Source organism: Pantoea sp. ACRSC, from assembly GCF_022346785.1.
In the GTDB taxonomy this organism is placed as follows: domain Bacteria; phylum Pseudomonadota; class Gammaproteobacteria; order Enterobacterales; family Enterobacteriaceae; genus Pantoea; species Pantoea alvi.
In genome coordinates this window covers 231,779-252,603 of the sequence record NZ_JAKRNN010000002.1, presented here as the reverse complement: position 1 = coordinate 252,603, position 20,825 = coordinate 231,779, and the positions used below count along the sequence as shown (strand labels likewise).

Sequence of the window (20,825 nt, the reverse complement as noted above, 5' to 3'; positions counted from 1 at the left end):
TCTGCTAAGCTGTGAGCATGGATAAATTACGCGAACTTAAACGGACGAAACGTCTGGCGCTCGGCCTGCTGCTGCTGGCCGCCGCCACCTTTATCACCACGCTTTTTCTGCCGCCGGGCTTCTGGATCAGCGGCGTGAAGGCGGTTGCCGAAGCGGCGATGGTCGGCGCGCTGGCGGACTGGTTCGCCGTGGTGGCGCTGTTTCGCCGCGTGCCGGTGCCCTTTATCTCGCGCCATACGGCGATTATTCCGCGCAATAAAGATCGCATTGGCGACAATCTGGGCCGCTTCGTGCAGGAGAAGTTTCTTGATACCGACTCGCTGCTGGCGCTGATCCGCCGCCACGATCCGGCGCAGATGCTGGCGCAGTGGCTTAACGCGCCGGGCAATGCCGATCGCGTCGGGCGTCATCTGCTGCAGGTGATGCGCGGCTTTCTCGATCTTACCGACGACGCGCGCATTCAGGCCTTTATGCGCCGCGCGGTGCATCGCGCCATCGATAAGGTCGATCTGTCGCAAACAGGCGCGGTGCTGCTGGAGAGCCTGACAAAAAACAACCGTCATCAGGAGCTGCTCGACGCAGCGATAGATCAGCTGCTGCGCCTGATGCATAAGCCCGCCACGCGCGATTTTATCGCCATGCAGATTGTGCGCTGGCTGAAGCGCGAGCACCCCATTAAGGCCAAAATGCTGCCGACCGAGTGGCTGGGCGAGCACAGCGCCGAGCTGGTCGCCAACGCCGTGGATTCAGTACTCGACGAGGTGGCGGCTGACCAGGGCCACGAGCTGCGCCTCGGCTTTAATCGCGCGGTGGATCGGCTGATTGAGAAGCTGAAGCACGATCCAGAGATGGCGGCGCGCGCCGAGGAGATTAAGCGCTGGATAAAAGAGGATGCCTCGCTGAACCGCTATATCGGCGAGCTGTGGAGCGATCTGCGCGCCTGGCTGAAAACCGATCTCAACAGCGACGATTCGCGCGTGCAGGAGAAGGTGCGCCAGGCGGCGCTGTGGCTGGGCGAGAACCTGGCGCGCGACGACGCGCTGCGCGCCTCGATGAACCGTCATCTGGAGGAGGCCGCGCGCAGCGTCGCGCCGGAGTTCGCCGCTTTCCTGACGCGTCATATCAGCGATACGGTGAAGAGCTGGGACGCGCGCGATATGTCGCAGCAGATTGAGCTGAATATCGGCAAGGATCTGCAGTTTATCCGCATTAACGGCACCCTGGTTGGCGGCACCATCGGGCTGATTCTCTATCTGCTGTCGCAGCTTCCGGCGCTGATGCCGCTGCTGGCGCGTTAAATCGCGTTGCTCTTACCGCCACAACCCGCTTTTTAAGGCGGGTTCTGGCGTAGGGTCAGGCGGAAAATGGTGCGGCTAAGTGGATTAGTTTACGCTGATGCGCGCCAGATCCTCTTCCTTCAGGCCGGTAGCCTGCAGGATCGCCTCACGCGGCAGCTTCATTTTTAGCAGGCTGCGCGCAACTTCGCGTTTGCCCTCAAGCATCCCTTCTCGTTTGCCCTCTTTGCGGCCTTCCTGCTTAAGCTGTTCTGCAATCGTCATCAGTGCGTCCTCCTGTTGCGGCATTCGCTGCGCCAGTTCACGAACAAAGGCACCGGCGTCTGTGGTTTCGCCTGCCTGAATAATATAGTTTACCAGCGAGAGTGTTTGTGATGAAGATTCGTCCGCCTGCAAAGCCGACACCAGCAGATCGATGACCTCTGCTAAATCGCGCTGACGAATATGTTTTTGCAGCAGCGTCAGCGCCGCCATTCGGCGGTGCTGCACAATCTCCTCGTCGGGAATAACGGTGACATCCACCAGCGGAAAAGCCTTGCCGTAAACAGCGGCGGCCAGCGCCGGGTCGCCGAACCCATCCAGCCAGCAGGTTGACCAGGGATAGGGGCTACGCTGACCGGCGTAAAACAGCACCGGTATCACCAGCGGCAGCTTCTTATGTCCGGCGTCAAGGTGGCGCTTCATTGCCGCCACCGCATAGCGCAGCAGCCGGAACGCCATCTGTTTGTCCGGCGTCGACTGGTGCTCTATCAGCACCTGCAGATAGCCGTCGTCGCCGCTTCGGGTTTTCATACTGTAGAGTACGTCACTAAAGTAAGGGCGCAGATCATCTTCCACAAAAGAGCCGGAGGCGAGCCTGAGCGTGCTGAGGTCGCAGAGCGCAAGGAGCTGCGGCGGAAGGTGGATTTCCATAAAGTCGCGCGCCACGTCTGGCTGGCTGAGAAGCTGGCGGAAGACAGCGTCGTGCGGCGTCGGCGTCGTTTTCTTCTTCATCTTTCCTGACTCTGAAAAAACCTCCGCAGAGCCTGGCATAGCTGAAAAAGAGAGTCATTAGCGATACCGGTAAAGACTACCGGTTTTCAGTAGGTTATAAGCATGAGGCCGCAATGTGCGGCCTCATTTTTGCGACTGTTTTGCTTTCGGGCTTAGCGCCGCTTAATCAGCAGGAACAGGCTAATGGCGAAGAACGCGGCGCTGGGCAGGATGGCCCCCATCACCGGCGGCAGGCCGTAAACCAGGCTCAGCGGGCCAAAAATCTGGTCCAGCACGTAGAACAGGAAGCCGAAGCTGATGCCCGTTACCACACGCACGCCCATCGACACGCTGCGCAGCGGACCGAAGATAAACGACAGCGCCATCAGCATCATGACCGCCACCGACAGCGGCTGGAAAATCTTGCTCCACATATTGAGCCGGTAGCGTCCCGACTCCTGGCCGCTCTGCTTCAGATACTTACTGTAGTTATAGAGGCCGCGAATCGACAGCGCGTCGGGATCGAGCGCCACCACGCCGAGCTTATCCGGCGTCAGGCTGGTTTTCCATTCGCCGCTCAGGCTCTGCGAGCCGCTAATCTGCTTCGGGTCGTTGAGATCTGACTCATCCACCTGCGCCAGATTCCAGCGTTTGTTCGCCTGGTCCCAGGTCGCGCTGGCGGCGTAGCGCACGCTCTTCAGACGACGATCGTCGCTGAAGTTATAGATGCTGACGCCGTCGAGCTGGTTATCGCCGCGCACCCGTTCGATATAGATAAAGTTATTGCCATCTTTCGCCCACAGGCCGTTCTGCGTCGACACCAGCGCGCCGCCGTAAAGCTGCGTTGCGCGGTAGTTGCGCGCCATCTGCTCGCCCGCCGGGGCCAGAAACTCGCCAATCGCCATGGTCAGCAGCACCAGCGGAATAGCGGTTTTCATCACCGACAGCGCCACCTGCATGCGGGTAAAGCCCGCCGCCTGCATCACTACCAGCTCGCTGCGCTGCGCCAGCGTGCCCAGGCCGAGCAGCGCGCCAAGCAGCGCCGCCATAGGGAAGAAGATCTCAATATCCTTCGGCACGCTGAGCAGCGTGTAGTAACCGGCGGCGAGCGCGGTATAGGCGCCCTGCCCGGTCTTGCGCAGCTGATCGACGAACTTGATGATGCCGGAGAGCGACACCAGCATGAACAGCGTCAACATGATGGTATTGAAAATAGTTTTACCGATATAACGGTCGAGAACGCGAAACATCAGACGGAACCTCCGCGGCTGAAGCGGGCGCGCACGCGGCGCATCGGCACCGTATCCCACAGGTTAAGGGCTACCGCCAGCAGCAGATAGCTGATATTCACCACCCACATCCAGATCGCCGGATCGAGCCGCCCTTTCGCCGCATTCGACTTCAGCGAGCTCTGCAGCAGGAAGAAGATCAGATAGAGCAGCATCGCGGGCAGCATCGACAGCACGCGTCCCTGACGCGGGTTGACCACGCTGAGCGGCACCACCATCAGCGCCATCACCAGCACCGCGAAAATCAGCGTAAAGCGCCAGTGCAGCTCCGAGCGGAACGCCGGGGTATCGTTGCTGAGCAGCGTAGTGAGATCGGACTGCTCGGCGTCGTTTGGATCGAGCGTCGCCTCTTTATAGCCGACGCGCGCCTGATAGTTGGTGAAGTCGGTAATGCGGAAGTCGCGCAGCATCGCCGTGCCTTCGAAGCGGGTGCCTTTATCCAGCGTCACCACCTGTGAGCCGTCTTTGTGCTGCTCCATATGGCCGCTGTCCGCCAGCACCACCGACGGCCGTGCGTTGCCTTTGGCGCGCAGCTGCGCCAGGAAGACGTTGCCGAACTGGTTACCCTTGACGTTTTCAATAAACAGCACCGAGTTGCCGTCGCTGGAGCTCTGGAACTGCCCAGCCGCAAGCGCCGCCGCGCCAGGGTTGGCTTTGGCGTTTTGCGTCACCTCGTCCTGATAGCGCGAGGACCAGGGGCCGAGCCAGATCACGTTGACCGCCGCCACAACGGAGGTGAGCAGCATCAACACCATCGCCGCCTTCACCAGCACGCTTTTGCCTAATCCGCAGGCGTGCATTACGGTGATTTCGCTGTCGGTGTAGAGCTTGCCCAGCGTCATCAGGATCGCCAGAAACAGGCTTAACGGCAGAATAAGTTGTGCCATTTCAGGCACGCCAAGCCCTAACAGAGTCAGAACGAGATTTGTTGGGATTTCGCCGTCCACCGCAGCCCCTAAAATCCGCACTAACTTCTGACAAAAGAAGATAAGCAGCAGGATGAAAAGGATAGCCAGCTGGCTTTTGAGCGTTTCCCGAACCAGATATCTAATGATGATCACGCTTAGTACGCCTGTGATAACTTGTCTTTTTGCAGGAAAATCGCTAGTTTCAACGCTTATTAGCCATTTTTCTTCATCAATGGCCTGCGTCGCAGCTAAAATGGTATGACAAACGCGTCAGGGTGGTGAAAATTAACGCATTGCCACACTAAACGTAGTTCGAACGCTGATTACCAACAAACTTTTTACCTCTGTGGTAACAAGCGGACCATTCTAGCGACAGCCGCGGCCGTTGTCTTTAAGATTCAGGAGAGTGCATGGAGTTCAGTGTAAAAAGCGGAAGCCCGGAAAAACAGCGCAGCGCCTGCATTGTTGTCGGTGTTTTCGAGCCGCGTCGTCTGTCGCCGATCGCCGAGCAGTTAGACAAAATCAGCGATGGCTACATCAGCGCCCTGCTGCGCCGCGGCGAGCTGGAAGGCAAAGTGGGCCAGACCCTGCTGCTGCATCATGTACCCAACATTCTTTCCGAGCGCATTCTGCTGATTGGCTGCGGCAAAGAGCGCGAGCTGGATGAGCGCCAGTACAAACAGGTGATCCAGAAGACCATCAACACGCTGAACGACACCGGCTCGATGGAAGCGGTCTGCTTTTTAACCGAGCTACATGTGAAAAGCCGCAATACCTACTGGAAAGTGCGTCAGGCGGTCGAAACCTCCAAAGAAGCGCTTTATAACTTCGACCAGCTGAAAAGCAACAAAACCGAGCCGCGCCGTCCGCTGCGCAAGCTGGTGTTCAACGTGCCGACGCGCCGCGAACTCACCAGCGGCGAGCGCGCTATCCAGCACGGCCTGGCGGTCGCCGCCGGCGTGAAGGCGGCAAAAGATCTCGGCAATATGCCACCCAACATCTGTAATGCGGCCTATCTCGCCTCCCAGGCGCGCCAGCTGGCGGACGCCTACAGCAAAAACGTCACCACGCGCGTCATCGGCGAACAGCAGATGAAAGAGCTGGGCATGAACGCCTATCTCGCGGTGGGCGCCGGCTCGCAGAACGAGTCGCTGATGTCGGTCATTGAGTACAAAGGCAACCCGGATGCGGAAGCGCGTCCTATCGTGCTGGTGGGCAAAGGGCTGACCTTCGACTCCGGCGGCATCTCCATCAAGCCGTCAGATTCGATGGATGAGATGAAATATGACATGTGCGGCGCAGCGTCGGTTTACGGCGTGATGCGCATGGTGGCCGAGCTGAACCTGCCGCTTAACGTGGTGGGCGTGCTGGCAGGCTGCGAAAACATGCCGGACGGCCGCGCCATGCGCCCGGGCGATGTGCTGACCACCATGTCCGGCCAGACGGTAGAAGTGCTGAATACCGACGCGGAAGGCCGTCTGGTGCTGTGCGACGCGCTGACCTACGTAGAGCGCTTCGATCCGGAAGTGGTCATCGATGTCGCAACCCTGACCGGCGCCTGCGTTATTGCGCTCGGCCATCACGTCAGCGGCCTGCTGTCGAACCACAATCCGCTGGCGCACGAGCTGATCGGCGCCTCCGAGCAGTCCGGCGACCGCGCCTGGCGTCTGCCGATGGCGGACGAGTATCAGGAGCAGCTGGAATCGAACTTTGCCGATATGGCGAATATCGGCGGCCGTCCCGGCGGCGCCATCACCGCCGCCTGCTTCCTGGCGCGCTTTGCCCGCAAATATAACTGGGCGCATCTGGATATCGCCGGCACTGCCTGGCGTTCGGGCAAAGCCAAAGGCGCGACCGGTCGTCCGGTGCCGATGCTGTCACAGTTCCTGCTGAACCGCGCCGGTCTTAACGGCGACGACTAAGCCTCGCTGCGCGCCGCTCTCAGGGGCGGCGCGCATTGATTTATATCACCGCAGACGCCATATCCATCTCATCGGGAAGTGCTACCGCGCGCCTTAGCTGGTAACATCGACACCTCTCACCCACAAGGCATTTCCATGAAAAACGCAACCTTCTACGTAATGGAAACGGACTCGCCCAGCGAAGAGCTGAGCGCCATCGAGGCGCTGGTGTGCGATCTGGCGGAAACGCGCTGGCGGGCGGGCAAACGCATTTTGATCGCCTGTGAAGACGAACAGCAGGCCATTCGGCTCGACGAGGCGCTGTGGCAGCGCCCGGCCAACGCCTTCGTGCCGCACAATCTGGCGGGTGAAGGTCCGCGCTACGGCGCGCCGGTCGAGCTCGCCTGGCCGCAGCGTCGCGGCAGCTCGCCGCGCGATCTGCTGATTAGCCTGCTGCCGCAGTTTGCAGATTTTGCTACTGCTTTCCATGAAGTGATAGACTTCGTACCCTACGAAGAGTCTCAGAAACAGCTGGCGCGCGACCGCTATAAAGCGTACCGCAGCGTTGGTTTCCAATTGAATACGGCCACGCCGCCGCAGCCGCAAACGACATAGCAGAAATGGAAAAAACATATAACCCGCAAGATATCGAGCAGCCGCTTTACGAGCACTGGGAAGAGCAAGGCTATTTCAAGCCTAACGGCGATACCAGCCAGGAAAGCTTCTGCATAATGATCCCGCCGCCGAACGTCACCGGCAGCCTGCACATGGGTCACGCTTTCCAGCAGACCATCATGGACACCATGATCCGCTACCAGCGCATGCAGGGAAAAAATACGCTGTGGCAGGTAGGTACCGATCATGCGGGCATCGCCACTCAGATGGTGGTGGAGCGCAAGATCGCCGCCGAAGAGGGCAAAACGCGCCAGGATTACGGCCGCGACGCCTTTATCGAGAAGATTTGGCAGTGGAAGGCGGAGTCGGGCGGCACCATTACCCGCCAGATGCGTCGCCTCGGCAACTCCGTGGACTGGGAGCGCGAGCGCTTCACCATGGATGAAGGCCTCTCCAACGCGGTGAAAGAGGTGTTCGTTCGCCTGCATAAAGAGAACCTTATCTATCGCGGCAAACGCCTGGTGAACTGGGATCCGAAACTGCGCACCGCGATTTCCGATCTGGAAGTGGAAAACCGCGAGAGCAAAGGCTCTATGTGGCATATCCGCTATCCGCTGGCGGACGGCGTGAAAACCGCTGAAGGCAAAGATTATCTGGTGGTGGCCACCACCCGTCCGGAAACCCTGCTGGGCGATACCGGCGTGGCGGTCAACCCGGAAGACCCGCGCTACAAAGATCTGATCGGCAAAGAGGTGATCCTGCCGCTGGTCAACCGCCGCATTCCCATCGTGGGCGACGAGCACGCGGATATGGAGAAAGGCACCGGCTGCGTGAAGATCACCCCGGCGCACGACTTCAACGACTATGAGGTCGGCCGTCGCCACAAGCTGCCGATGATCAACATCCTGACCTTTGACGGCGATATCCGCGAACGCGCCCAGGTGTACGACACCAACGGCGAAGTCAGCGACGCCTGCTCGGATGAGATCCCGGCGCAGTTCCAGAAAATGGAGCGCTTCGCCGCGCGCAAGGCGATTGTCGCCGCCGTGGACGAGCTGGGCCTGCTGGACGAGATTAAACCACACGACCTGACCGTGCCTTACGGCGATCGCGGCGGCGTTGTCATCGAGCCGATGCTGACCGACCAGTGGTACGTGCGTACCGCGCCGCTGGCGAAAGTCGCGGTCGAGGCGGTCGAGAACGGCGATATCCAGTTCGTGCCGAAGCAGTATGAAAACATGTACTTCTCCTGGATGCGTGACATTCAGGACTGGTGTATCTCCCGTCAGCTCTGGTGGGGCCACCGTATTCCAGCCTGGTACGACAACGACGGCAACGTCTATGTTGGCCGCAGCGAAGAGGAAGTGCGCAGCGAAAACAACCTGGGCGCGGACGTGGCGCTGCGTCAGGATGAAGACGTGCTCGACACCTGGTTCTCCTCTGGGCTGTGGACCTTCTCGACCCTCGGCTGGCCGGAGAACACCGAGGCGCTGCGCCAGTTCCACCCGACCAGCGTGCTGGTGAGCGGCTTCGACATTATCTTCTTCTGGATTGCCCGCATGATCATGCTGACCATGCACTTCCTCAAAGATGAGAACGGCAAGCCGCAGGTGCCGTTCAAGACCGTCTATATGACCGGTCTGATCCGCGACGAAGAAGGCCAGAAGATGTCGAAATCCAAAGGCAACGTTATCGATCCGCTGGATATGGTCGACGGCATCTCGCTGGAAGATCTGCTGGAGAAACGTACCGGCAATATGATGCAGCCGCAGCTGGCGGAGAAGATCCGCAAGCGCACCGAGAAGCAGTTCCCGCAAGGTATTGAGCCGTCGGGCACCGACGCGCTGCGCTTTACCCTGGCGGCGCTCGCCTCCACCGGCCGCGACATCAACTGGGATATGAAGCGTCTGGAAGGCTACCGCAACTTCTGTAACAAGCTGTGGAACGCCAGCCGCTTCGTGCTGATGAACACCGAAGATCAGGATTGCGGTCAGAACGGCGGCGAGATGACGCTGTCGCTGGCGGATCGCTGGATCCTCGCCGAGTTCAACAGCACGGTGAAAGCGTACCGCGAAGCGCTGGACAGCTACCGCTTCGATATCGCTGCGAATATTCTTTATGACTTCACCTGGAACCAGTTCTGCGACTGGTACCTGGAGCTGACCAAGCCGGTGATGAACAGCGGCAGCGAAGCGGAGCTGCGCGGCACGCGCAACACGCTGGTGACGGTGCTGGAAGCGCTGCTGCGCCTCGCCCACCCGATTATTCCGTTTATCACCGAGACCATCTGGCAGCGCGTGAAGGTGCTGAAGAACATCAGCGACGACACCATTATGCTGCAGCCTTTCCCGCAGTACGACGCGGCGAAAGAGGATGCGGAAGCGATGGCGGACGTGGAGTGGATGAAGCAGGCGATCGTCGCGGTACGTAATATCCGCGCCGAGATGAATATCGCCCTGAGCAAACCGCTCGACGTGCTGCTGCGCGACTGCTCTCCTGCGGCGCTGCGCCGTGTAGAGGCGAACCGCACCTTCCTGTCGCGCCTGGCGCGTCTGGAGAGCCTGACCATTCTGCCGGCAGGCGAAAAAGGCCCGGTTTCGGTGACGAAAATCATCGAAGGCGCCGAGCTGCTGATCCCGATGGCGGGCCTGGTGGACAAGGCGGCGGAGCTGGATCGTCTGGCGAAAGAGCTGGGCAAGCTCGACGTTGAGATTGAGAAGATCCAGACCAAGCTAGCGAACGAAGGCTTTGTCTCACGCGCACCGGAAGCGGTCGTGGCCAAAGAGCGCGAGCGCGTTGCCGAGCTGGAGCAGTCGAAAGCGAAGCTGATTGAACAGCAGGCGGTGATTGCGGCGCTCTGATTTAACGCCGCTTCCCTGAAAAAACCCTGCGCTACGGCGCGGGGTTTTTTATTGGCTGAGGCCGGAGGAACAGGGGGTCAGCGTGCCGACGATCGGAAGAGTGTGGTGAGCGCGCCCCCCATACGGACCTGATTGCTTTTCGCCAGCAGGCAGTACTGGCTCATGACGCTGAGCGCAGCTTTCGCCTTTTCATCCGTCTGCCGGGTGAAAGCGTTGTTTTTCAACGCCGTTTCCCGCAGCGCCCTGAGGCGTCTGGGGCAAACTAGCTGTACTTCCCCGTTTGAAAAGGCTTCTATTCCTTCAGTCAGACGCTCTGTGCCGTGAACTTTGCTCGCTCCCCAGATCTGTTCTGGAAAATAATAGCCGGGAAAGCTCTCTTCTTTAAACGCAAAGACTTTCTGTTGCCATCGTGCCATACCGACTATCCCAATGGCGCGCTGATTAATCTGTATAAGCTGAACGGAAAATAGCGAGAAAACGGCAATCACCAGCGCCGGGAACAACGCCATAACAGCTTTGAAAACCTGCTGAGCGTTAACTCTGTTGGTGAAAACAGAGAGTAACGCCAGCATAAAAAGCAGAATATAAATGGCAACGACAACAAGATATTTCACCCACGGCTTTTCATGTGAAAAATAGATATTCCCCTGCACCAGAAAGGCAAGAGGCACAACGGAGAACAGCGCAACCATTAATGCATACAGGGAGTAGCAGAGTTATAGAGAAAACGCTAAAGAACGCAGTGAGGTAATTAATATAGCAATCACGCCAGAGGCGTTATTAATGACAAGCGGGAAAACATCCAGCCTGCCTGTCCACTTTAAATGCCTCCACAGGTTAATAAAACCGGCAATAATAAAAAGCGGAAAAAGCGCTTTGATAATTTTAAAAACACGCCAAAAAGTCACTTAATGCCTCCATGCACCTTAATGAATATTGCTTTTCACCGACGATAATGCTATTTCTGGTGAATGACTAACCGAGTTAACCACGCTATTTCGCCATGATCCCTGAAACTCAGCCTTCACTTAAGCTGCGCCCCATCAGCGCCGCCGACAATTCCCATATCGCCCAGGTCATCCGCACCGTCTCGGCGGAGTTCGGCCTGACCGCGGACAAAGGCTATACCGTGGCCGATCCGCAGCTCGACAATCTGTATGAACTCTACAGCGCCGAGCACAGCGCCTACTGGATTGTTGAGCATCAGGGAAAAGTCATGGGCGGAGGCGGCGTCGCTCCCCTCGCCTGCAGCGCGCCCGATATCTGTGAGCTGCAGAAAATGTATTTCCTGCCAGAGGTGCGCGGCTTTGGCGTGGCGCGCGAGCTGGCGCTGCGCGCGATGGAGCATGCGCGTCAGCGCGGCTTCCGCCGCTGCTATCTGGAAACCACCGGCAGCCTGACGCGCGCGATCAGGCTCTACGAATCTCTGGGCTTCGAACATATTGATAACGCACTGGGTTGTACAGGCCATGTGGACTGCGAAGTCCGTATGCTGAAAACGCTATAGCCCGCGCTCGACGTAGCGCATATCGTTAACAGACTCAATCACGAACCTGCCGCTGTCGGTGTAGCGCAGCAGGGAGACGCTGGCGTTTTTTAGCGGCTGATTTGATCCTTTATCGCCCAGCGCCTGTAGCAGCGACGAAATAGCCAGACCGTGGCTGACCACAAGCACGTTGCCGCCGCCCTGCTGCTGAGCCTGTCGCGCTATGTCAGTCATGCTCTCTACCATACGTTTTGCTACCTGCTGAGCGCTTTCCGCCTGCACGGTTGACTTCATCCCCTCCAGCGCCGGCGAGCCTGACGCTTCCGCCCGTTTAATCGCATCGATGATGCCAGCAATATCGATCTTACCGGCGCTGTACGCTTCCATCAGCGCGGCGTCCGAGCTATAGCCCGCCTGATGCGCTGCGGCCGTAATCATGTTTTTATTCAGGTCCCCCTCGTACAGGCCAAAGCACACCTCGCGTAAACCTTTCTTCTCCTGGAGTAGCGGCGGATTTTTCCATGTTTTCATTACCAGCTGCGCCGTCTCTCTCGCCCTGCCCGCGTCGCTGGACCAGGCAGCGATAAAGGTTAGCGGCTGCAATCCTCGCCCCAGCTGCTCGGCAACCGCCACACCAGCGGGCGTCAGCGGCGTATCGGACCATCCCTGCGCGCGCTCCACCGTATTGAACATCGTCTTGCCATGACGCGTCACATAGAGCATCACATCGGCTGCCCAGGCGCTGCCGATAGTGCCGCCCAGCAACAGCGCGATAGCAAAGAGGGTCTTAAGCACGATTTTCATGGTTACTCTCCTCATTAATCATGTTGAATCTCTATTCAGTGGCAATTTGCGCCGACAGACGCTTTGCGCACATATAATTTTTCTGCGTATTATTAATCGGGTTATCCTTACTGTTTTTATATAACCAGCCAGAATTCAAAAGGTAAAAGCCAGGGCTAATTAAGCGCACTCTGCGCCAGTTAACATTTATATAGCGTTCGCAACCTCCGCTTCCGCTCGCTGAGTCTCTCGCCCGGCGCAGCAGTATAAACAGCCGTGATCTGCCGTTTATGCTGGTTTGCAGGGCGAGGTTTTACGGCGTTCTATAGCGCTGCGCCTTTATGGTATTGCGTTAACCTGTAAAAAACCCGACTCACGACAGCTTTTAATTAAAGATGCCGTGAGTCGGGTTTTGCTTGAAAATAACAATCCCGCAGTAATAAGGGGAATATATTTAATTGCCCGGCAGAAGTCAGGGCAATAAATAGCCTTTTGTGAGAGGTCACACAAAAAATAACAGGTTAAAAAGCGAGAAATGCCCCTTTACGCAGATAATGTACAGCGTGCGCAATCAAAATAGCCCCTGGCTAAACAGGCGTGAAAAAATGAAACGGCACCCTGATACCGCGTGCCGTTACAGAGATTTACCACGCCGGCACGCCGCTGTGAAAACGCAGCTCCGTATCCGGTTCGCTAATCAGCTTCGCTTCCGCTTCGCCAATCGCCCGCACGCGCGGCGTGATATCTTTCGGCGAGATCTGCGCTGCCAGGGCTAAATAGTCCTGATAGTGGCGCGCTTCCGAACGCAGCAGCGAGATATAGAACTTCTCCAGCTCCGCGTCCAGCCAGGGCGCCAGACTGGCAAAGCGCTCGCAGGAGCGCGCCTCGATATAGGCGCCGCAAATCAGCTTGTCCACCAGCGTATCGGGCTCGTGCGTAGTGATCTCCCGCAGCAGCCCTTTGGCGTAGCGGCTTGAGGTGATCTTTTTATAGGGCAAACCGCGCGCCTGCATAATCTCCCACACCTGATAAAAGTGGTGCAGCTCCTCTTTAATCAGCAGCACCATCTTCTCCACCAGATCGTCCGCCCAGGGCAGCTCATTGCGCACGATGATGCTTTTGGAGAGGTTTTTATGCGCCTGGATAAACTGGCTGTCGGGGTGCTCGCGGAAAATAAAATCTTCGTAGGGCTTAAGCCAGGCGAGGATCGCTTCGCCGCTCGGCTTGTCGGCGACATATTTACGGATCAGCCAGGTGGCGGTCTGCGCCGCTTTCAGTTCGCAAACCAGATGGTCGGTCAGCAGCAGCGTCAGATTTTCCGGTTTGCGCGCCTCGTCAATCCAGGCTTGCGGCGTGCGGCAGAGTAAAAACTGATAGACGGGTTCGAGCAGCGGTGCGTAGTTCATGTCGGTTCAAAAAGGCAGGATACGGGAAGGCGGAGCGCGCGGCTCCGCCAGGAGAACTCAGTGGCGTACGCCGTTATCTTCGTCGCCGTCGATAATGTCGCCGTCTTCGTCGTCATCTTCGTCTTCAGCGTCGGGATCTTCGAAGTAGGTGCCCCAGCCGTCATAATCGACGTTATATTTGCCGACCAGATTCACCAGCTGCTCAACCTGCGCGTCAATCAGCTCAGGCTTCAGCGCCGACTCGCTCAGGATATCGACACACATCACCGTGGTGCCATCCTCCAGCTCCAGCTCTTCCGGCTCGGTCACTTCATAGCCCAGCTTGAACGCATCAACGGCCGCTTTTTCCAGCGAGTCGAAGTTGTTGCAGGAGAGATGATGTTCAATGGTATAGAGCGCATCCGGATCGCTGCCATCTTCCAGCAGCTCATCAATGATCAGGCGTGTCTCTTCACGCTGCTCTTCCAGCAATGCTTCATATGCCATGGCGAATTCCCCTCAGTGTTCGGCAATAAACAAGTATTTTCCCACACTGCCCGGCGCGCCACTACTCAAAACGGAAAGTTTCTTTACGCTGGGGTTGAAAATGAATATTCATACGTTTAGATTGAATTTTCATTCAATCAGAATGGCTGCACTGGAGCCCGTTATGAGTCACCTTTTTCAACGCCACTTCCTTCGGCTGCTCGATTTTAGCCCGGCCGATATCATCTCCCTGCTCGACCTCGCCGCTGAATTAAAACGCGCTAAAAAAAACGGTAGCGAAACCCAGCGCCTGAAGGGCAAAAACATCGCGCTCATCTTCGAAAAAGACTCGACCCGTACCCGATGCTCTTTCGAAGTTGCCGCATACGATCAGGGCGCCAGCGTCACTTACCTCGGCCCGAGCGGCAGCCAGATCGGCCATAAAGAGTCGATGAAAGATACCGCCCGCGTGCTGGGCCGCATGTATGACGGCATCCAGTACCGCGGCTACGGCCAGGCGCTGGTGGAGACGCTGGCGGAATTCGCCGGCGTCCCGGTATGGAACGGCCTCACCACCGAGTTTCACCCGACCCAGCTGCTGGCTGATCTGCTGACCATGCAGGAGCATCTGCCGGGCAAGGCGCTGCACGAGATGACCCTGGTCTACGTGGGCGACGCACGTAACAATATGGGCAACAGCATGCTGGAAGCGGCGGCGGTGACTGGCCTGGATCTGCGCCTGGTTGCACCGAAAGGCTGCTGGCCAGACGCCGACCTGGTCGCCACCTGCCGTCAGGCGGCGCAGAAAACCGGCGGCAGCATTACCCTGACTGAGGATATCGCCGAAGGCGTCAAGGGCGCGGACTTTATCTATACCGATGTCTGGGTCTCAATGGGCGAAGCCAAAGCGGTGTGGGAAGAGCGTATCGCGCTGCTGCGCGGCTACCAGGTGAATCAGGCGATGCTGCAGCTGACCGGCAACCCGCAGGTGAAGTTCCTGCACTGCCTGCCGGCCTTTCATGACGATCAGACCACGCTGGGCCGCCAGATGGCCGAGCAGTATGGCCTGCACGGCGGGATGGAGGTCAGCGACGAGGTGTTTGAGTCGGAGCACAGCATTGTGTTCGATCAGGCGGAAAACCGCATGCATACGATAAAAGCGGTTATGGTTGCGACGCTGAGCCAGGCCTAGCCCGCCGCTCCGCAAACGTTTTCCCTTGATGCAAAATGGCGGACGGGTATAATGCGCCCCAATTTGCCGGAGGAAACATGCAACAGCGCAGCGCAAACATTCACGCGACATCACGCCTGAACGCAGGCGGCGCCCCTGTTTTTTCCGTCATCAACCCGATCGTAAAAAAAGCCCCTTAAGCAGGGGCTTTTTTTTGTCCGCAATTCGGTAGCGCAGAGAGGCGAACTATGGCTAACCCGTTATATCGCAAACATATTATTTCCATTAACGATCTCAGCCGCGACGAACTGGAGCTGGTGCTGCACACCGCCGCGCGGCTGAAAGCCAACCCGCAGCCGGAGCTGCTGAAGCACAAGGTGATCGCCAGCTGCTTCTTTGAAGCCTCAACGCGCACGCGCCTGTCGTTTGAAACGGCGATCCACCGGCTGGGGGCGTCGGTGGTGGGCTTCGCCGACGGCAGCAACACCTCGCTCGGCAAGAAGGGGGAAACCCTGGCGGACACGATTTCCGTGATCGGCACCTACGTCGACGCTATCGTGATGCGTCATCCGCAGGAGGGCGCGGCGCGACTGGCTACGGAATTTTCCGGCGGCGTGCCGATCCTTAACGCCGGAGACGGTGCCAATCAGCACCCGACCCAGACGCTGCTGGATCTCTTTACCATCCGTGAAACGCAGAGCCGGCTGGACAACCTGAGCATCGCTATGGTCGGCGACCTGAAATATGGCCGCACGGTGCACTCCCTGACGCAGGCGCTGGCGAAGTTCAACGGCAACCGCTTCTACTTTATCGCGCCCGACGCGCTGGCGATGCCGGCCTATATCACCGATACGCTGGATGAGCGCGGCATCGTCTGGTCGCGCCACGACAGCATCGAAGCGGTGATCCCACACGCCGATATTCTCTATATGACCCGCGTGCAGAAAGAGCGGCTCGACCCGTCGGAATATGCCAACGTCAAGGCGCAATTTATTCTGCGCGCGGCGGATCTGGCCGGCGCGCGCGACAATATGAAAGTGCTGCATCCGCTGCCGCGCGTTGACGAAATCGCCACCGACGTGGATAAAACGCCTTACGCCTGGTATTTCCAGCAGGCAGGCAACGGCATCTTCGCGCGTCAGGCTCTGCTGGCGCTGGTACTCAACAGCGAACAGGATCTGTAAGGAGCAATCGCCATGACTCACGACAACAAACTGCAGGTAGAAGCGATCAAGCGCGGCACGGTTATCGACCATATCCCCGCGCAGGTTGGGTTTAAGCTGCTGTCGCTGTTTCGGCTTACCGAAACCGACCAGCGCATCACCATCGGCCTTAACCTGCCCTCGGGCGAGCTGGGGCGCAAAGATCTGATCAAGATCGAAAACACCTTTCTCACCGAGGATCAGATCAACCAGCTGGCGGTCTATGCGCCGCACGCCACCGTCAACCGCATCGACGACTATGAAGTCGTGGCAAAAATCGCGCCGACGCTGCCGGAGCGCATTGAGCGCGTGCTGACCTGTCCAAACGGCAACTGCATCAGCCGCAGCGAGCCGGTTTTCTCCAGCTTTGCGGTGAAAAAGCGCGACGCCGAGGTGGTGCTGACCTGCAAATATTGCGAGAAAGCCTTTGCGCACCACGTGGTGCTCGGTCACTGGTAATCGCCCTGCTCGTCCCTATAATGGGGCGATGTTTCTCGCCAGCGGCGGCAAGCCGCCGCTGCGTCACTCTTAAGGAGCAAGTATGTCTCGCGAAATCAGTACGGAAAAAGCGCCAGCGGCGATCGGGCCCTATGTGCAGGGCGTGGATCTGGGCAATATGATCATCACCTCCGGGCAGATCCCGGTCGATCCGGCGACCGGTGCGGTGCCGGAGGCGATCGACGCTCAGGCGCGTCAGTCGCTGGAAAACGTCAAAGCGATCGTTGAAGCGGCAGGCCTGCAGGTTGGCGACATCGTGAAAACCACGGTTTTCGTCAAGGACCTTAACGACTTCGCTACCGTCAACGCCACCTACGAAGCCTTTTTTGCCGAGCATAACGCCAGCTTCCCGGCGCGCTCCTGCGTGGAAGTGGCGCGTCTGCCGAAAGATGTGAAGATCGAGATCGAAGCGATCGCCCTGCGCCGCTAAGGATCTGCTGCGCGCTGCGCCCGCAGCGCGTATCCCCTGTTCCGCCTTCCTGTCGTCAACACCGTCCTCGTTTTTCCTTCTGCCTGGCTTTGCGCCACGCCCCGCGCTTCTTTGTTTCAGGTCAAAACATCGGCGATTAAATTCTCCTGACATCCATATATAGTGGCTAAAATCCTTCCTGGCACAACATATAGGGGATGGAAAGAGCATGGCAAAGGTAGTGGTGAAGCGCGACGGCTGTCGCTCAGAGTTTGACGCAGCGAGAATCGAGGCGGCGGTAGCGGCGGCTGCGCGCGCGGCGCAGGTTGAGGATGCAGACTGGTGTGCGACGGTCGCTCAGCGCGTCAGCGAGAAGCTGGCCGACCGCGCCGAAGTGGATATCCGCGATATTCAGTTCGCGGTTGAAGAGACGCTGATGAGCGGCCCCTATCCGCAGCTGGCGCGCGCCTATATCGAATATCGTCACGATCGCGACGTGGCGCGCGAACAGCGTGGCAAGCTGCATCACGCCATTCGCGGCCTGGTCGATCAGACTAACGCCGCCCTGCTGAACGAAAACGCCAATAAAGACAGCAAGGTAATCCCGACGCAGCGCGATCTGCTGGCGGGGATCGTCGCGAAACACTACGCGCAGCAGCTGCTGCTGCCGCGCGACGTGGTGCAGGCGCACGAGCGCGGCGAGATCCACTACCACGATCTCGACTACTCCCCTTTCTTTCCCATGTTCAACTGTATGCTGATCGATCTGAAAGGCATGCTTACCAACGGCTTCAAGATGGGCAACGCCGAAATCGAGCCGCCGAAATCGATCGCCACCGCCACGGCGGTGACCGCGCAGATCATCGCCCAGGTCGCCAGCCATATTTACGGCGGCACCACCATTAACCGCATCGACGAAGTGCTGGCGCCCTTTGTGCTGCTCAGCATGGAGAAGCATCGCGCTATTGCCGCCGAATGGCAGATTGCCGACGTTGAGGCCTATGCGCGGGCGCGCACCGAGAAAGAGTGCTACGACGCCTTTCAGTCGCTGGAGTATGAGGTCAATACGCTGCATACCGCCAACGGCCAGACGCCGTTCGTTACCTTCGGCTTCGGGCTTGGCACCAGCTGGGCGGCGCGGCTTATCCAGCAGTCGATCCTGCGCAACCGCATCGCCGGGCTGGGTAAAAACCATAAGACCGCCGTCTTTCCCAAGCTGGTGTTTGCGATCCGCGAAGGGCTGAATCGCCGTCCGGGCGATATCAACTACGACATCAAGCAGCTGGCGCTGGAGTGCGCCAGCAAGCGTATGTATCCCGATATTCTTAACTATGACCAGGTGGTGAAAGTTACCGGCTCCTTTAAAACGCCGATGGGCTGCCGCAGCTTTCTTGGCGTCTATGAGGAAAACGGCGTCGAAATTCACGAAGGGCGCAATAATCTGGGCGTTATTAGCCTCAATCTGCCGCGCATTGCGCTGGAGGCGCAGGGCGACGAGGCGCGTTTCTGGACGCTGCTCGACGCGCGACTGGCGCTGGCGAAGCGCGCGCTGATGACGCGCATCGCCCGACTGGAAAAAACCAAAGCGCGCGTGGCGCCGATCCTCTATATGGAGGGCGCCTGCGGCGTACGGCTTAACGCCGATGATGAAGTGGGACCGATTTTCCGCAACGGGCGCGCCTCGCTGTCGCTGGGCTATATCGGCCTGCATGAAACCCTTAACGCGCTGAGCGGCGGCGCGCGCCATCCCTATGACGATCCCGCCCTGCGCGCTAAAGGGATTGAGATTGTCTCGCGCCTGCGCGCCGCGACCGACGCCTGGAAAGCGGAAACCGGCTATGGCTTCAGTCTCTACAGCACGCCGAGCGAAAACCTCTGCGACCGTTTCTGCCGCCTCGACGCCGCGCAGTTTGGCGTGGTGCCCGGCGTCACCGATAAAGGCTACTACACCAACAGCTTTCACCTCGACGTCGAGAAAAAGGTGAACCCTTACGACAAGATCGACTTTGAGGCGCCCTATCCGCCGCTGGCGAACGGCGGTTTCATCTGTTACGGCGAATATCCCAACGTGCAGCATAACCTCAAGGCGCTCGAAGATGTGTGGGACTACAGCTACGATCGCGTGCCCTATTACGGCACCAATACGCCGATCGACGAATGCTATGAGTGCGGCTTTACCGGCGAGTTCAGCTGCACCAGCCGCGGCTTTACCTGTCCGAACTGCGGCAATCACGATCCGGCGCGCGTCTCGGTGACGCGCCGCGTCTGCGGCTATCTCGGCAGCCCCGACGCGCGCCCGTTCAACGCCGGCAAGCAGGAAGAGGTGCAGCGGCGCGTCAAACATCTGGAGAGCGGACCGCTGGGATGATGCATTTTCATCGCTACTACGATGTCGACATCGTTAACGGCCCGGGCACGCGCTGCACGCTGTTCGTGGCCGGCTGCGAGCACCAGTGTCGCGGCTGCTATAACCAGAGCACCTGGCGGCTCGACTCCGGCACGCCTTTCACCCTGGCGCATGAGGAGCGCCTGATTGCCGATCTGCAGGATACGCGCATTCGTCGTCAGGGGCTTTCGCTGAGCGGCGGCGATCCGCTGCATCCGCACAACGTGCCCCATATTCGCCGGCTGGTGAAACGCGTGCGCGCGGAGTGTCCGGGGAAAGATATCTGGCTCTGGACCGGCTATCAGCGCGCCGAGCTAAGCTGCGCGCAGCGCGAAGTGCTGAGCTATATCGATGTGCTGATCGACGGGCGCTTCGTCGAGGCGGAAAAAGATGCGACGCTGCTGTGGCGCGGCAGCCGCAATCAGATTATCTGGGACCTGCACAAAGAGCGCAGCTAACGCGGGATCGCTCCCGACTCGATAATTTCAATGCGATCGCCGGCGGGCTGAAAGGCGCAGGCGTGCATGCACTTCGCCACCGCCAGCGCAGAGACCGAGCGCCAGTTGCCAGGCAGCAGGCCGAACAGCGGCGCCATCAGGCTCTCGCCGGTGCGTTTGCGCGAGCGCTCGCCCAGCAGCAGCGAAGGACGGATCAGCGTCAGTCGCGGCCAGCCCTGATGACGCAGCGCCGTCTCCATCTCGCCTTTTACCCGGTTATAGAAAAAAGGGGAATGGCGATTTGCGCCGTGCGCGCTGACCGCCACCATCTGCTTTGCGCCCAGCCGCAGCCCGCTCAGGCCGGTATCCACCACCAGCGTATAGTCGACGTGCAGAAACGCCTCTTTGCTGCCCGCCTCTTTTCGCGTGGTGCCGAGGCAGCAAAACACGCTGTCGATGGCGAGGTTGAGCGGCCGCAGCGCGTCGGTCAGGTCCGCCTCTACCGGATTAACCACCTTGTTCATCGGCGGCAGCGGACGACGCGTCGGCGCGATGATTTCGTCGACGCGCGCATCCGCCGCCAGCAAACGCAGCAGATGCGCGCCCACCAGTCCCGTCGCGCCGGTTACCAATACACGATGCATCTCGCCTCCCGCTAACCTGTTGCCATTAATCTGAAATATAGTCAGCTTTTGCCGCCCGGCTTGCATTTTTAGCACAAACAACCAGGCTTAACCTGTT

General features: G+C 58.8%; 20 protein-coding genes. 11 read left to right on the top strand and 9 right to left on the bottom strand.

The window, feature by feature from the left end:
* The first annotated feature begins 17 nt into the window (after positions 1-17).
* Positions 18-1,298, top strand: a complete 1,281-nt coding sequence (locus MHZ97_RS04675) for a DUF445 domain-containing protein (protein ID WP_239313360.1) — start codon at positions 18-20, stop codon at positions 1,296-1,298.
* An 84-nt stretch (positions 1,299-1,382) separates the two neighbouring features.
* Here MHZ97_RS04675 and MHZ97_RS04670 read toward each other — a convergent pair whose 3' ends face one another.
* From MHZ97_RS04670 to lptF, 3 genes are all read right to left on the bottom strand, one after another.
* Positions 1,383-2,288 (bottom strand): Rpn family recombination-promoting nuclease/putative transposase, encoded by a 906-nt coding sequence (locus MHZ97_RS04670; RefSeq protein WP_239313363.1) that lies wholly within the window; start codon positions 2,286-2,288, stop codon positions 1,383-1,385.
* A gap of 152 nt (positions 2,289-2,440) precedes the next feature.
* Complete coding sequence (gene lptG, locus MHZ97_RS04665) at positions 2,441-3,517, bottom strand: LPS export ABC transporter permease LptG (RefSeq protein ID WP_103793819.1); 1,077 nt, start codon at positions 3,515-3,517, stop codon at positions 2,441-2,443.
* A complete protein-coding gene (gene lptF / locus MHZ97_RS04660) occupies positions 3,517-4,617 on the bottom strand; it encodes an LPS export ABC transporter permease LptF (protein WP_103793818.1) in 1,101 nt (366 codons plus the stop codon). Before lptF ends, lptG begins: the two co-directional genes overlap by 1 nt.
* Before the next feature lie 257 nt (positions 4,618-4,874).
* On the opposite strand from lptF, the gene pepA reads away from it, so the two are divergent.
* From pepA to MHZ97_RS04645, 3 genes are all read left to right on the top strand, one after another.
* Complete coding sequence (gene pepA / locus MHZ97_RS04655; RefSeq protein WP_103793817.1) at positions 4,875-6,386, top strand: leucyl aminopeptidase; 1,512 nt, start codon at positions 4,875-4,877, stop codon at positions 6,384-6,386.
* A 135-nt stretch (positions 6,387-6,521) separates the two neighbouring features.
* Entirely contained in the window at positions 6,522-6,980 is a 459-nt protein-coding gene (locus MHZ97_RS04650) for a DNA polymerase III subunit chi (RefSeq protein WP_033749344.1), read from the top strand.
* Between the two features lie 5 nt (positions 6,981-6,985).
* Entirely contained in the window at positions 6,986-9,841 is a 2,856-nt protein-coding gene (locus MHZ97_RS04645) for a valine--tRNA ligase (protein WP_103793816.1), read from the top strand.
* A gap of 77 nt (positions 9,842-9,918) precedes the next feature.
* On the opposite strand, the gene MHZ97_RS04640 is transcribed toward MHZ97_RS04645, so the two are convergent.
* Both MHZ97_RS04640 and MHZ97_RS04635 read right to left on the bottom strand, forming a co-directional pair.
* Positions 9,919-10,533 carry a hypothetical protein gene (locus tag MHZ97_RS04640; RefSeq protein WP_239313366.1) on the bottom strand — a complete coding sequence of 205 codons (615 nt, stop codon included), beginning with the start codon at positions 10,531-10,533 and terminating at the stop codon, positions 9,919-9,921.
* Positions 10,534-10,557: 24 nt separating this feature from the next.
* On the bottom strand, positions 10,558-10,749 hold the full coding sequence (locus tag MHZ97_RS04635) for a hypothetical protein (protein WP_239313369.1): 192 nt from the start codon (positions 10,747-10,749) through the stop codon (positions 10,558-10,560).
* Positions 10,750-10,844: 95 nt separating this feature from the next.
* Here MHZ97_RS04635 and MHZ97_RS04630 point away from each other — a divergent pair, with 95 nt between their 5' ends.
* Entirely contained in the window at positions 10,845-11,348 is a 504-nt protein-coding gene (locus MHZ97_RS04630; RefSeq protein ID WP_239313372.1) for a GNAT family N-acetyltransferase, read from the top strand.
* On the opposite strand, the gene MHZ97_RS04625 is transcribed toward MHZ97_RS04630, so the two are convergent.
* The 3 genes from MHZ97_RS04625 to rraB all read right to left on the bottom strand — a co-directional run bounded on the left by MHZ97_RS04625 (position 11,343) and on the right by rraB (position 14,002).
* Positions 11,343-12,131 carry a histidine phosphatase family protein gene (locus MHZ97_RS04625; RefSeq protein WP_239313375.1) on the bottom strand — a complete coding sequence of 263 codons (789 nt, stop codon included), beginning with the start codon at positions 12,129-12,131 and terminating at the stop codon, positions 11,343-11,345. The two genes, MHZ97_RS04630 and MHZ97_RS04625, sit on opposite strands and share 6 nt — an antisense overlap.
* A gap of 623 nt (positions 12,132-12,754) precedes the next feature.
* Positions 12,755-13,516 carry a tRNA-(ms[2]io[6]A)-hydroxylase gene (locus MHZ97_RS04620; RefSeq protein WP_103793810.1) on the bottom strand — a complete coding sequence of 254 codons (762 nt, stop codon included), beginning with the start codon at positions 13,514-13,516 and terminating at the stop codon, positions 12,755-12,757.
* Positions 13,517-13,573: 57 nt separating this feature from the next.
* Positions 13,574-14,002 (bottom strand): ribonuclease E inhibitor RraB, encoded by a 429-nt coding sequence (gene rraB / locus MHZ97_RS04615; RefSeq protein ID WP_033793365.1) that lies wholly within the window; start codon positions 14,000-14,002, stop codon positions 13,574-13,576.
* Positions 14,003-14,165: 163 nt separating this feature from the next.
* Here rraB and argF point away from each other — a divergent pair, with 163 nt between their 5' ends.
* The 6 genes from argF (at position 14,166) to nrdG (ending at position 20,105) form a co-directional block, all read left to right on the top strand.
* Positions 14,166-15,173: an ornithine carbamoyltransferase gene (argF, locus tag MHZ97_RS04610; protein WP_239313378.1), complete on the top strand. Its 1,008-nt coding sequence runs from the start codon at positions 14,166-14,168 to the stop codon at positions 15,171-15,173.
* 227 nt (positions 15,174-15,400) lie between these two features.
* A complete protein-coding gene (gene pyrB / locus MHZ97_RS04605; RefSeq protein ID WP_103793808.1) occupies positions 15,401-16,336 on the top strand; it encodes an aspartate carbamoyltransferase in 936 nt (311 codons plus the stop codon).
* Positions 16,337-16,348: 12 nt separating this feature from the next.
* Positions 16,349-16,813 (top strand): aspartate carbamoyltransferase regulatory subunit, encoded by a 465-nt coding sequence (gene pyrI / locus MHZ97_RS04600; RefSeq protein ID WP_033793362.1) that lies wholly within the window; start codon positions 16,349-16,351, stop codon positions 16,811-16,813.
* Positions 16,814-16,895: 82 nt separating this feature from the next.
* Positions 16,896-17,282, top strand: a complete 387-nt coding sequence (gene ridA, locus MHZ97_RS04595) for a 2-iminobutanoate/2-iminopropanoate deaminase (protein ID WP_103793806.1) — start codon at positions 16,896-16,898, stop codon at positions 17,280-17,282.
* Positions 17,283-17,490: 208 nt separating this feature from the next.
* A complete protein-coding gene (gene nrdD, locus MHZ97_RS04590; protein WP_239313381.1) occupies positions 17,491-19,629 on the top strand; it encodes an anaerobic ribonucleoside-triphosphate reductase in 2,139 nt (712 codons plus the stop codon).
* Entirely contained in the window at positions 19,626-20,105 is a 480-nt protein-coding gene (gene nrdG, locus MHZ97_RS04585) for an anaerobic ribonucleoside-triphosphate reductase-activating protein (RefSeq protein WP_103793804.1), read from the top strand. Before nrdD ends, nrdG begins: the two co-directional genes overlap by 4 nt.
* Here nrdG and MHZ97_RS04580 read toward each other — a convergent pair.
* Positions 20,102-20,728 (bottom strand): NAD-dependent epimerase/dehydratase family protein, encoded by a 627-nt coding sequence (locus MHZ97_RS04580; RefSeq protein ID WP_103793803.1) that lies wholly within the window; start codon positions 20,726-20,728, stop codon positions 20,102-20,104. The genes nrdG and MHZ97_RS04580 overlap by 4 nt on opposite strands.
* Positions 20,729-20,825: the final 97 nt, after the last annotated feature.

Bases quoted from the DNA above. Each gene is read 5' to 3' on its own strand.
- MHZ97_RS04645 (WP_103793816.1), top strand. From the start codon at position 6,986: ATGGAAAAAACATATAACCCGCAAGATATCGAGCAGCCGCTTTACGAG.
- MHZ97_RS04580 (WP_103793803.1), bottom strand. From the start codon at position 20,728: ATGCATCGTGTATTGGTAACCGGCGCGACGGGACTGGTGGGCGCGCAT.
- pepA (WP_103793817.1), top strand. From the start codon at position 4,875: ATGGAGTTCAGTGTAAAAAGCGGAAGCCCGGAAAAACAGCGCAGCGCC.
- nrdD (WP_239313381.1), top strand. From the start codon at position 17,491: ATGGCAAAGGTAGTGGTGAAGCGCGACGGCTGTCGCTCAGAGTTTGAC.
- MHZ97_RS04620 (WP_103793810.1), bottom strand. From the start codon at position 13,516: ATGAACTACGCACCGCTGCTCGAACCCGTCTATCAGTTTTTACTCTGC.
- MHZ97_RS04640 (WP_239313366.1), bottom strand. From the start codon at position 10,533: ATGGTTGCGCTGTTCTCCGTTGTGCCTCTTGCCTTTCTGGTGCAGGGG.
- MHZ97_RS04670 (WP_239313363.1), bottom strand. From the start codon at position 2,288: ATGAAGAAGAAAACGACGCCGACGCCGCACGACGCTGTCTTCCGCCAG.
- ridA (WP_103793806.1), top strand. From the start codon at position 16,896: ATGTCTCGCGAAATCAGTACGGAAAAAGCGCCAGCGGCGATCGGGCCC.
- rraB (WP_033793365.1), bottom strand. From the start codon at position 14,002: ATGGCATATGAAGCATTGCTGGAAGAGCAGCGTGAAGAGACACGCCTG.
- MHZ97_RS04625 (WP_239313375.1), bottom strand. From the start codon at position 12,131: ATGAAAATCGTGCTTAAGACCCTCTTTGCTATCGCGCTGTTGCTGGGC.
- MHZ97_RS04630 (WP_239313372.1), top strand. From the start codon at position 10,845: ATGATCCCTGAAACTCAGCCTTCACTTAAGCTGCGCCCCATCAGCGCC.
- argF (WP_239313378.1), top strand. From the start codon at position 14,166: ATGAGTCACCTTTTTCAACGCCACTTCCTTCGGCTGCTCGATTTTAGC.
- lptG (WP_103793819.1), bottom strand. From the start codon at position 3,517: ATGTTTCGCGTTCTCGACCGTTATATCGGTAAAACTATTTTCAATACC.
- MHZ97_RS04675 (WP_239313360.1), top strand. From the start codon at position 18: ATGGATAAATTACGCGAACTTAAACGGACGAAACGTCTGGCGCTCGGC.
- pyrB (WP_103793808.1), top strand. From the start codon at position 15,401: ATGGCTAACCCGTTATATCGCAAACATATTATTTCCATTAACGATCTC.
- nrdG (WP_103793804.1), top strand. From the start codon at position 19,626: ATGATGCATTTTCATCGCTACTACGATGTCGACATCGTTAACGGCCCG.
- MHZ97_RS04650 (WP_033749344.1), top strand. From the start codon at position 6,522: ATGAAAAACGCAACCTTCTACGTAATGGAAACGGACTCGCCCAGCGAA.
- pyrI (WP_033793362.1), top strand. From the start codon at position 16,349: ATGACTCACGACAACAAACTGCAGGTAGAAGCGATCAAGCGCGGCACG.